Annotated in this window: 7 protein-coding genes, 7 pseudogenes and 1 other annotated feature; of the genes and pseudogenes, 6 read left to right on the forward strand and 8 right to left on the reverse strand. The window is 39.7% G+C overall.

Features of this window, described 5'->3' with window-relative positions; genetic code table 11:
• The first annotated feature begins 364 nt into the window (after positions 1-364).
• The 4 genes from ACTL4S_RS15825 to ACTL4S_RS15840 all read left to right on the forward strand — a co-directional run bounded on the left by ACTL4S_RS15825 (position 365) and on the right by ACTL4S_RS15840 (position 3,878).
• Complete coding sequence (locus ACTL4S_RS15825; RefSeq protein WP_005105886.1) at positions 365-1,348, forward strand: putative oxygenase MesX; 984 nt, start codon at positions 365-367, stop codon at positions 1,346-1,348.
• A 51-nt stretch (positions 1,349-1,399) separates the two neighbouring features.
• Positions 1,400-2,443: a methionine synthase gene (locus tag ACTL4S_RS15830; RefSeq protein WP_312587035.1), complete on the forward strand. Its 1,044-nt coding sequence runs from the start codon at positions 1,400-1,402 to the stop codon at positions 2,441-2,443.
• A gap of 97 nt (positions 2,444-2,540) precedes the next feature.
• Positions 2,541-3,035 carry a flavin reductase family protein gene (locus tag ACTL4S_RS15835; RefSeq protein WP_004647846.1) on the forward strand — a complete coding sequence of 165 codons (495 nt, stop codon included), beginning with the start codon at positions 2,541-2,543 and terminating at the stop codon, positions 3,033-3,035.
• 42 nt (positions 3,036-3,077) lie between these two features.
• Positions 3,078-3,878, forward strand: coding sequence for a sulfite exporter TauE/SafE family protein (locus ACTL4S_RS15840; protein ID WP_313565473.1), 801 nt, complete (start codon positions 3,078-3,080; stop codon positions 3,876-3,878).
• A gap of 99 nt (positions 3,879-3,977) precedes the next feature.
• Here ACTL4S_RS15840 and ACTL4S_RS15845 read toward each other — a convergent pair.
• A pseudogene (locus tag ACTL4S_RS15845) lies at positions 3,978-4,538 on the reverse strand (IS5 family transposase); the annotation flags it as partial.
• A 45-nt stretch (positions 4,539-4,583) separates the two neighbouring features.
• Between ACTL4S_RS15845 and ACTL4S_RS15850 the strand changes: the two are divergent.
• Together ACTL4S_RS15850 and ACTL4S_RS15855 are read left to right on the forward strand one after the other, a co-directional pair.
• Positions 4,584-5,817, forward strand: a pseudogene (locus tag ACTL4S_RS15850) (IS3 family transposase).
• Positions 4,873-4,989 (forward strand) — a sequence feature (AL1L pseudoknot). It overlaps the preceding pseudogene by 117 nt.
• A 369-nt stretch (positions 5,818-6,186) precedes the next feature.
• Positions 6,187-6,325, forward strand: a pseudogene (locus tag ACTL4S_RS15855) (IS5/IS1182 family transposase); the annotation flags it as partial.
• 46 nt (positions 6,326-6,371) lie between these two features.
• Here the strand turns inward: ACTL4S_RS15855 and ACTL4S_RS15860 are convergent.
• From ACTL4S_RS15860 to ACTL4S_RS15890, 7 genes and pseudogenes are all read right to left on the reverse strand, one after another.
• Positions 6,372-6,755: pseudogene (locus ACTL4S_RS15860) on the reverse strand (IS66 family transposase); the annotation flags it as partial.
• A gap of 102 nt (positions 6,756-6,857) precedes the next feature.
• A pseudogene (gene tnpB, locus ACTL4S_RS15865) lies at positions 6,858-7,153 on the reverse strand (IS66 family insertion sequence element accessory protein TnpB).
• Positions 7,150-7,338, reverse strand: a complete 189-nt coding sequence (locus tag ACTL4S_RS15870) for a hypothetical protein (protein WP_016807214.1) — start codon at positions 7,336-7,338, stop codon at positions 7,150-7,152. Before ACTL4S_RS15870 ends, tnpB begins: the two are co-directional and overlap by 4 nt.
• A 37-nt stretch (positions 7,339-7,375) precedes the next feature.
• On the reverse strand, positions 7,376-7,576 hold the full coding sequence (locus tag ACTL4S_RS15875; RefSeq protein ID WP_004647840.1) for a transposase: 201 nt from the start codon (positions 7,574-7,576) through the stop codon (positions 7,376-7,378).
• Between the two features lie 546 nt (positions 7,577-8,122).
• Positions 8,123-8,584: a DIP1984 family protein gene (locus tag ACTL4S_RS15880; protein WP_004647839.1), complete on the reverse strand. Its 462-nt coding sequence runs from the start codon at positions 8,582-8,584 to the stop codon at positions 8,123-8,125.
• Between the two features lie 197 nt (positions 8,585-8,781).
• Positions 8,782-9,146 (reverse strand): annotated as a pseudogene (locus ACTL4S_RS15885) (IS3 family transposase); the annotation flags it as partial.
• Positions 9,140-9,421 (reverse strand): annotated as a pseudogene (locus ACTL4S_RS15890) (ISNCY family transposase); the annotation flags it as partial. The pseudogenes ACTL4S_RS15890 and ACTL4S_RS15885, both read right to left, overlap by 7 nt.
• Between the last annotated feature and the right edge of the window lie 200 nt (positions 9,422-9,621).

The raw sequence follows: 9,621 nt of genomic DNA on the forward strand, positions 1-9,621 counted from the left end.
AGCAGTCCTTAACAGATTTACGGAATTAGGTCGACCACTTACCCAAGTTACGCCTTAAATTTGGCTCAATTAGGGGCGCTTTGCATTTCAAATCTTTGTGCAACAAAGCCTTTACACATACTTGATAGTTGGAGATTTATTATCTTTGGTAGAGTTGCAAAAAACATTACCAATTTCAGATAAAGATTTTAGATAGCCGCTTAGCTTACTGAATAACTAAAAATCCTCAGCATCTTTAATTTATTAAGATGAGTATTTCTCATCTTAAGCTGAATTTATATCGTTTTACTCACTTTCTTATTCACGTTTAAATACAGCCATTCAGAAATTTAGCTTTTTATAAAATTTTTAGGTGGCAATCTCCATGAGTACAGCATTTGAGTGTTCAATTAAACGTATCCGTTTTGATGAGAATTATACACCAGCAGAAAGCACACGTTTAACCACAAACTTTGCCAATTTGGCACGTGGGGAAAGCCGTGAAGAAAACTTGCGTCGTACCCTTGCGATGATCAACAACCGTTTTAATAGCTTGGCAACCGTTGATAACCCGAAAGGTGATCGCTATTCACTTGAGATTGACATCATTTCTGCTGAAATTGATATCGAAGGTAATGGTCAAACTTTCCCATTTATTGAAACACTGAAAAGTGTAGTGATTGACCATAAAACAGGGGAGCGTATTGAAGGCATGATCGGCAATAGCTTCTCATCTTATGTGCGTGATTACGACTTCAGCGTAGTATTGCCTCAATTGGGTTGTGGTGTAGGTGAAAAACCTGAAGATTTTGGCAATCTACATGGCAAGCTTTATCAACATTTAGTCAATTCAGATGTATTTAAAGCAGAATTTAAAAAACAACCTGTCATTTGCTTAAGCGTTTCAACCTCTAAAACGTATTTCCGTACAGCCAACGTACATCCTATTTTGGGTGTGGAATACAAAAATGATGAATATTCACGTACCGATGAATATTTCGCCAAAATGGGCTTACGTGTACGTTACTTCAAACCAGAAGGTGGTAATGCACCATTAGCATTCTATTTCGCTGGCGACTTAGTCCGTGATTATACTGATTTTGAATTGATCAGCGCGATTGCAACCATGGAAAGCTTCCAAAAAATTTATCGTCCTGAAATTTACAACACCAACTCTCCGGCAGGTGTGGAGTATCAACCAAGCTTGAGCTATGGCGATTACTCACTGACACGTATCGTTTATGACCGTGTTGAACGTGGTGAGTTAGCGGTTAAGCAAGGTAAATGGACAGAAGAAAACTTCATCAAACCATATCAAGATATTTTAAATGAATGGGCAGCAAACTTTAAGGTCGAAACAGCTGCTTAAGACATCGAATTGACACACAGACTGACGAATTTTAGAGAAAGAAGATTAGACATGGCGCTTACACAACCGAAACTTTTACTCCCAACTTCAACTGCGGGTAGCTTGCCAAAACCGTCTTGGTTAGCTGAACCTGAAAAATTATGGTCTGCATGGAAGCTTGAAGGCGAAGAATTATTAGAAGCTAAACGTGATGCTTTGAAATTATCATTACATGAGCAAGTCACTGCAGGTATCGATATCGTGAGTGATGGTGAGCAAACCCGTCAGCACTTTGTAACCACGTTTATTGAACATCTTGAAGGTGTAGATTTCGAAAAGCGTGAAACCATGCGTATTCGTAATCGTTATGATGCAAGTGTACCTTCAGTTGTGGGTGAAGTTTCTCGTAAAAAAGCAGTGTTTGTAGACGATGCGAAATTTTTACGCAGCCAAACCAGTCAGCCAATTAAATGGGCGTTGCCTGGTCCAATGACCATGATTGATACACTTTTTGACGGACACTACAAGAGCCGTGAAAAACTGGCTTGGGAATTTGCCAAAATTTTGAACCAAGAAGCTTTAGAACTTGAAGCAGCAGGCGTAGACATTATTCAATTTGATGAACCTGCGTTTAACGTATTCTTTGATGAAGTGAATGACTGGGGTGTACCAACCTTAGAACGTGCACTTGAAGGTCTAAAATGTGAAACTGCAGTTCATATTTGCTATGGTTACGGCATTAAAGCCAATACAGATTGGAAACAAACTTTAGGTAATGAATGGCGTCAATACGAAGAGTCATTCCCGAAACTACAACAATCTAAGCTCGATATTATTTCACTTGAATGCCAAAACTCACGTGTACCAATGGATTTAATCGAATTGATCCGTGGTAAGAAAGTGATGGTGGGTGCAATTGATGTGGCAACCACTCAAGTGGAAACTGCAGAGGAAGTAGCAAATACGCTACGCAAAGCATTGCAATTTGTTGATGCAGATAAACTGTATCCTTCAACTAACTGTGGTATGACACCGCTATCTCGCCAAGTGGCACTTGGCAAACTTGAAGCTTTAAGCGCAGGTGCTGCCATTGTTCGTAAAGAGCTAGAAGCTTAATCAAACGTAGTCTCGTGCGAAGCAGAACAAATCATCGCAAGGCCATTTGTCCAGCTTTATGCACGAGCACGTGATATGTACATTTGAGATGAAAGAGATGATTGAAGCAACAGACTTTAGAAATGCAATGTCTTTACTCACCACAGCAGTGAATGTTATTACGACTTCGGGTGAAACAGGTATGCATGGATTTACTGCATCTGCCGTATGTAGCGTGACGGATACACCGCCAATGTTATTAGTCTGTATGAATCAATCCTCCCGTTCACATGCCCATTTTGTTGAAAATAAAGTCTTGGCTGTAAACGTACTAAGTACTCAGCATGAACAGCTTTCAAATGCTTTTGCTTCAAGTAAATTCAGCTCAGAAGATCGTTTCAAACTCGGTGATTGGAGTACGATGGAAACTGGTTCACCTATTTTGAAAGATGCCTTGGTCAGTTTTGACTGTGAGATTCAAGATATTCAGCAAGTCGGTACACACAGTGTTTTCATGTGTCGTGTTCTTAAAGTTCAACAAAGCGATCAAGAAGAAAGTCTGGTGTATTTTAACCGTGCTTATCATCAAGTGGGTCAGTTGGAACACGCTTAACTCAATGCCTTAATTCTTTTATCTTTTTAAAGTTAGTTTATTGTGGAACTTATAACCTTTTTAGTCATCGGCGCTTTTGCTGGTTTTGCAGCAGGGCTGTTTGGTGTCGGCGGTGGTACGATTATTGTACCACTGCTTTTTATTGTCTTTACTCAAATGGGTTATGACCCTGATGTTGTTATGCATCTCGCATTAGGTACATCTTTAGCAACAATCGTTGTCACTTCAATCAGCTCATTAATGGCACATCATAAAAATGGCGCTGTGCTATGGCCTGTATTTAAAAATCTAGCTCCACCAATGGCGATTGGTTGTTTTTTTGGGGCAGGTATTGCTGGTTTGATATCAGGGTTACATCTACAAATCATTGTTGGCTTATTTCTGATTTGGGTCGCATATACGATGCTTACAGATGCTAAAACAGCAATTAATTCAACGCAAATTTTACCGTCGTCAGGTCAACAAGTTGCTGCTGGTAGTGTCATTGGGATTGCATCAGCAATTTTTGGAATAGGTGGTGGAAGTCTGACGGTTCCGTACCTGAATCGCTATGGTGTGGTCATGCAGAAGGCGGTTGGAACATCTGCGGCATGTGGATTCCCCATTGCTGTCGCTGGTGCATTAGGTTTTATTATTTTTGGTATAAATGCTGAGATTAATGTACCTAATACCATTGGTTACGTGCATATTTATGCATTTATTGGCATTAGCATCATGAGTTTCATTACGGCTAAGTTTGGTGCGAAGGCGGCACATGCTTTATCGCCAGCAATGTTAAAGAAATGCTTTGCAGTTTTATTGGTCATTGTAGCAAGCTTCTTCCTTGTGAAGGGATTAATTTAATATTGGACTTCGCATAAGAGATTTTATGCTAAATGTAATTTTAAAGGGCTTTGTTGCACAAAGATTTAAAAGACAACACTCTGCTCATTTGAACAGAATTCAAGTGACAACTTGGGTATGAGGACGACCTAATTCTGTAAATTTGTTCAATACGGCTATGCGTGCATGAATCTCATTCACCTGACTAGAAAAACTCCTTGCTGTTAATTTATCACCTAATAGTTTGATGCAATGCATCTTGGTTTCAACTAAACTTCGACGATGATAACCAGACCATTTTTTCCAAAGCGTTCTTCCTAAACGTTTAACTGTTTTCAGTAACTCATTCCGCTCTAAAGATCTCAATTTCTGATCTTTCCATGGGTTTGCATTTTTTCTTGGCGGAATGACCGCATGTGCATCTCGATCTAGAATGACTTGTCTGCAGTGCTTCGTGTCATAAGCACCATCGGTATAGACCGAATCAATTCGTTCATCTAAGGGAATTTGAGCAAGTAAATCACCGAGTACTTGCGAATCGCTCACATTATTTGTGGTAAGCTGTACTGCACGTATTTGCAAGGTTTCAGCATCGATGCCAATATGAAGCTTACGCCATTGGCGACGATATTCAGGTCCATGTTTCTTACGTTTCCACTCACCTTCACCTAGAAACTGAACCGTACCGGGTTTGTCGGAGAGTCAATATTCTGAGAGACTATCCCGATGACAAAATTAAAATATACCCCTGAAATCAGAGAAAGAGCGGTTCAATTATTGATTGAATCCGAGAAAGATTATCCATCGAATTGGGCTGCGATCACAGCTATTGCTCCCTGAGCAGTATACTGCGCAAGGGTTGTACTCCTGAAACACTACGTGTTTGGTATCAAAAATATTTAGATAAACAAAATCCAGTTAAAGTACAGCAGCTTTCAGACCAAGAACGTATCAAACAACTAGAACGCGAAAATAAAGAACTGCAACGTGCGAATGAAATTCTACGTAAAGCAGCCGCTTTTTTCGCCCAGGCGGAGCTCGACCGCCCACACAAATAATGGTGGATTTCATCCATAACAATAAAGACTTATATGGTGTTGATGCGATTTGTAGGATTTTACCGATCGCAGCTTCAACCTATTACCGGACTCTAGATCTCTGCGAAAATCCAGAACATCGAGCAAAGCGAGATTTACATGACTTGCATCATGCTGAGGAGATTAAACGAATTTGGAAGGAAAGTTCAGGTCGGTATGGTGTACGTAAAGTCTGGCAAAAACTGAAACGTGAAGGCTATATTATTGCACGCTGTACTGTTGCTCGATTAATGAAAAAGCTAGGTATACAAGGTGTTTGGCGAGGTAAGAACAAACAAACCACCCGTAGCCGAGATGATCAAAAACGAGCGAATGATTTAGTGAAACGTAATTTTAGTGCTGATCATCCAGATCAGCTGTGGGTCAGTGACTTTACGTATATTCAAACCAAGTCAGGTTGGGTCTATACCGCATTTATTATTGATGTGTTTTCACGAGCAATTGTTGGATGGAAAGTATCAACACGTATGAATACAGATATGGTGCTTGATGCATTAGAACAAGCTTTGCATGATCGAGGTATGCCAAAGAATGTAATTCATCATTCCGATAGAGGTGTGCAATATCTTTCCATTCGCTATACCAATCGTCTAGAAGCAGCAAATTTACGAGCGTCAGTCGGTACAACTGGTGATTCATACGATAATGCTTTGGCTGAAACAGTGAATGGCTTATACAAAACAGAGGTGATTGAATATTTAAAAGCAGATTGGCAAGGTTTAGCGGATGTACAACTTGCGACAATCAACTGGGTAGATTGGTTCAATAAAGAGCGTGTACACAGTGCATTGGGTTACAAGTCGCCTTTTGAGTTTGAAGCAATGTACTATGATAAGATTAACCCGTTAGGTCAGGTGGCCTAACTTAAATAAAAAAGTCTCCGACAAACCCGGTACGGTTCAAAGTGCAAGTGCAATTCCGCAGTTTATTGAACTTTTAGCTAAGCAGTCTGACTCTTACTATACTCTAGATACTAATAGAGTATAAAGTCTATGCTATACAGAATGATAAATTCTGTATAGCTAAATCTAAAAAATATAGATTAGACCTCTTGCGAAAGTATCGTTTTACCTAATTTTTGAATTGGCTAAAACCTTATAATATGTAGCTTTTGGCTGTTTAAATTTTAAATTTTGACTAACGCAAGACGTCTATTTTTATAAATATTTTTTTATTCTTAGGGCGTGTCATCAATTAGCTTGAGAAAATCTTACCGGTCCTCATAATTTTTCATGACTAAACGCTATGCATTAAAAGATGATCAGTGGGAACAGGTTAAAGATCTGTTACCTGGACGAATGGGTACTGTTGGAGTAACGGCCAAAGATAACCGACTATTTGTTGAAGCGCTATCGTTCAGGTATCCCGTGGTGAGACTTATTCGAACGCTTTGGTGATTTTAGAGTCGTGCATACCCGCTTTTCTGCGCAGCTGTATTCATTTTATCTGCATTCAGTCGTTCCAGTTCCAGGTCAACCGCAGCAATATCTTCTTCAACCGCTTCGTCCCATAGGTGGATTTGTTTTGCGGTGAGATGTTCATTTTTACTACCGAATTTATACTGTTTAAATAGCGCAAGTTCATGCTCGTATTTTTGAGTGAGAACAGAGAGATGTTGGTTGCATGCTTCAAGATTTTGAACTTTGGTATCCAATTGCTGATTTGATACTTCAAGATGCTGAACTTTGGTATCTAATTGTTGTTTATCTTCTGCGAGTTGTTGATGCTGCAGCGCTAGCTGTCTGGTAAATTCCAGCAGTTGTTCATGGGTCAGTTGGCTTAAGTCAGGCAGCATTTTAATGACCGCAGTATGCCTGAGGTCATGACGCAGAGGAAATAGAACGTTTGGAGAATAGCAGAATGTACCAAGCTGGTTTAGAGCATCGTCACCACCAATGCGCTGTCAAGGCAAACCCTGGATCAGTGACTGTAACTGTTCCAGACTGATCGCCATGCTTTCACCCTGGTGAACCTGCGCCCAGTGGAATTTTCCCTGTTCCAGCCGCCGGGCACACAGCCAGATCCCCGTCCATCATGCACCAGCACTTTCATGCGATGGCCACGTTTATTACAGAACAGGTAAGCGCAATGCGGTTTGATCGAGCCAAAGGCTCTCAACACCTTAGCCATGGCAGTATCCATACCCGCACGCATGTCCATGGGCTGGGTAGACAACCAGATTTCATCAATACGGATCATTGAGTCAAACCCTGGATCAGCAACAGTAATTCAGTTACTGACTCCACTGGCCAGTCGATCTCGATCATCTGATCCCTTGCGGAACTTTGTTCCTTATGCAATGGAATCCTGATATGAGCGACAGCATTCTTCTCCGGCACAGGTGGCGGAGGTGCGTCTTGTTTGACTGGAGTCGGGTGAAGCATGACCGGAAGAAAGTCAGTCTGTGGAATGGAGGGGGTGTTAATGCAGGGGCATTGATCTGGACTGACGAATCCATTTATGCAACAGATTGGCATTGATCTGATGTTGCATTGCGACCTTAGCCACTGATGTATCTGGCTGCTGGCATTGCTGAATAAGTTGATGTTTAAATTCAGCCGTGAAGGTTCGACGGGGCTTTTTTAGCATTGGTGTGCTGTCTATAACTGTCTTTAAATCCATAAATAGGTGTCCACTTAAAATTTAGTGGACACTATCGTGGTATTCATGAGTGAGAAAAAGTGGGGCTCAGCGGACGCTTACTTTCATCTTGAGAGAGTTGGGTGTATTTCTTCATTGCGTGCTTTCCAATTGCGAGTTGAAAAAGTCTAATGATTCTACGAATACACCTAAATTTTTCAACTAACTACAAATGTGTCGCACTTGTGATTTGAATCTGCTGTTTTCAAAATCTGTTTTTCAGCTCGTTATGCAACAAAGCCGAACCGAATTAAAAATAGAAATGTAGTTGAGCTGATGCTTGCTCATTTCTTTATTTTTAGTAATTGAGGTGAACATACTGTCAGTACATGGTAGTTATAAGTAACGTGTAACTTTGTTCGCACAAAGATTTGAGTTATGCCAAGTGATGGATTGATTTGTACTTAAAATTTTAAGCTTATCCACTTGCTTTGCAAGCCACTACACTTTATTTACAATCCTATGTTGTGGAAGTAAGGGATCTTGTACTCGCCCAGTATGTTCAACTTGATTATATCTAAAGGAGTATTAGGCTTCAATCAAATCAATTTTCCAATTATTCGACTGAATTAACACATTTAAATCACGTAATTTAAGACTAATATCATCAGCTTGTTTTTGTAATGATGAAACTGGAATAACTTTATGCCACTTTATTTCCCGCGTACTATAACGATCAGATTCACGAGATGTATTACTTATTGCTGCAGTTAGGGTTTTGTGCTGTTCTACAAATTCATCACGCAAAGTCAATAAAGCAAGTAGAGAACGACCATCATTTAATTTTGTTAAAGCATTAGTTTCATGAATTGCATAACTTAATTTTTGAAATTCTTGAATTAAAGAAAATACTTGTTTCAATAGTTCATTTGGATCTTCAGATGGTTTATCACCATCTTGTACCAATACATTTGCATTGATACGTTGTTTTAGTGAAATAATTTTTTTTTGTTGATCACTTCGAAGTAAGAGAGCTTCTGCTAATTTCATTTTTCACCTATTAACCAATTAGAATTAAGTTTTAAGCAGCTAAGTAATTTTACAAATACTATATCCTCATTCTTTAAAGATCAAAAAAATTGATTTTTTACAATTTTCAGAGGTAGAAGTCTTATATTTTGTCATTAGTCGAAGCTCAGAATTAAGCTAAAGGCCTTTTTTTCAGATGCAGAATCCTTTATCTGATCCTAGACAGTATTATGGACATTCGATCCCTCTAAATTCTTACAATATTTTTGTTCAAAGGCTTCAGGACTTAACCAGCCATTTGCAGAATGTATTCTGATTCGATTGTAATAAATCTCGATATAGTCGAACAGGACAGCATTCGCTTCTTTTCGAGTGGCAAACACACTGCCATGGATTACATGACCTTTCAATGTATGAAAGAAGCTTTCAGTCACTGCATTGTCCCAACATGAGCAGTGTACTGCGCAAGACTGCCTGACATACTTTGAATAAAGTTATTCGTCAATAATAGCGCTCTAAAAGCACGACTACAGTACTGACTGCCTTGGTCAGAATGAACCATAACTCCTGTTGAATAAGCTTTTCATGCGCCAAGGTTGGTCCGAAACCATGCAGTTGATCAGAAACAATATTGAGGCACTTGAGTCTGAGTTCTTCAGAAAGCCTGGAATTGCTGGTTTGGCCACGACCCGTATGGGCTAATACAGCTGGACCTTGAACTTTGTATTTCTGCAGTAAGCGTCTGACCTGACATTCTGAAATATGAAGTAGAAGTAGCTGAGCAGCCTGGGATTGAGTTATGCGTTGATCGCAGATTTCCTGCAAGACCGACAATCGTTTAAGTTCTTTATCCGACATAGACACCAACATATCAAACCGTCCGCTAAGGAAATTGCAAAAGTGCACATTCTAAAAGCGGACATTTCTATTTTGGGCTTACAACACTGTGTTATTCACCAATTAAAATGTCTATGCGATAAACCATTTAAAATGTCCTGTTTTTAACCACAAGAGTCAAGCACAGGATTTAACTTTCTTTGTTCAATAACAGCTTTCTG

The organism is Acinetobacter lwoffii (assembly GCF_052078135.1).
Lineage (GTDB): Bacteria > Pseudomonadota > Gammaproteobacteria > Pseudomonadales > Moraxellaceae > Acinetobacter > Acinetobacter lwoffii_Z.

Bases quoted from the DNA above. Each gene is read 5' to 3' on its own strand.
- ACTL4S_RS15825 (WP_005105886.1), top strand. From the start codon at position 365: ATGAGTACAGCATTTGAGTGTTCAATTAAACGTATCCGTTTTGATGAG.
- ACTL4S_RS15830 (WP_312587035.1), top strand. From the start codon at position 1,400: ATGGCGCTTACACAACCGAAACTTTTACTCCCAACTTCAACTGCGGGT.
- ACTL4S_RS15835 (WP_004647846.1), top strand. From the start codon at position 2,541: ATGATTGAAGCAACAGACTTTAGAAATGCAATGTCTTTACTCACCACA.
- ACTL4S_RS15870 (WP_016807214.1), bottom strand. From the start codon at position 7,338: ATGCTTCACCCGACTCCAGTCAAACAAGACGCACCTCCGCCACCTGTG.
- ACTL4S_RS15875 (WP_004647840.1), bottom strand. From the start codon at position 7,576: ATGGATTTAAAGACAGTTATAGACAGCACACCAATGCTAAAAAAGCCC.
- ACTL4S_RS15880 (WP_004647839.1), bottom strand. From the start codon at position 8,584: ATGAAATTAGCAGAAGCTCTCTTACTTCGAAGTGATCAACAAAAAAAA.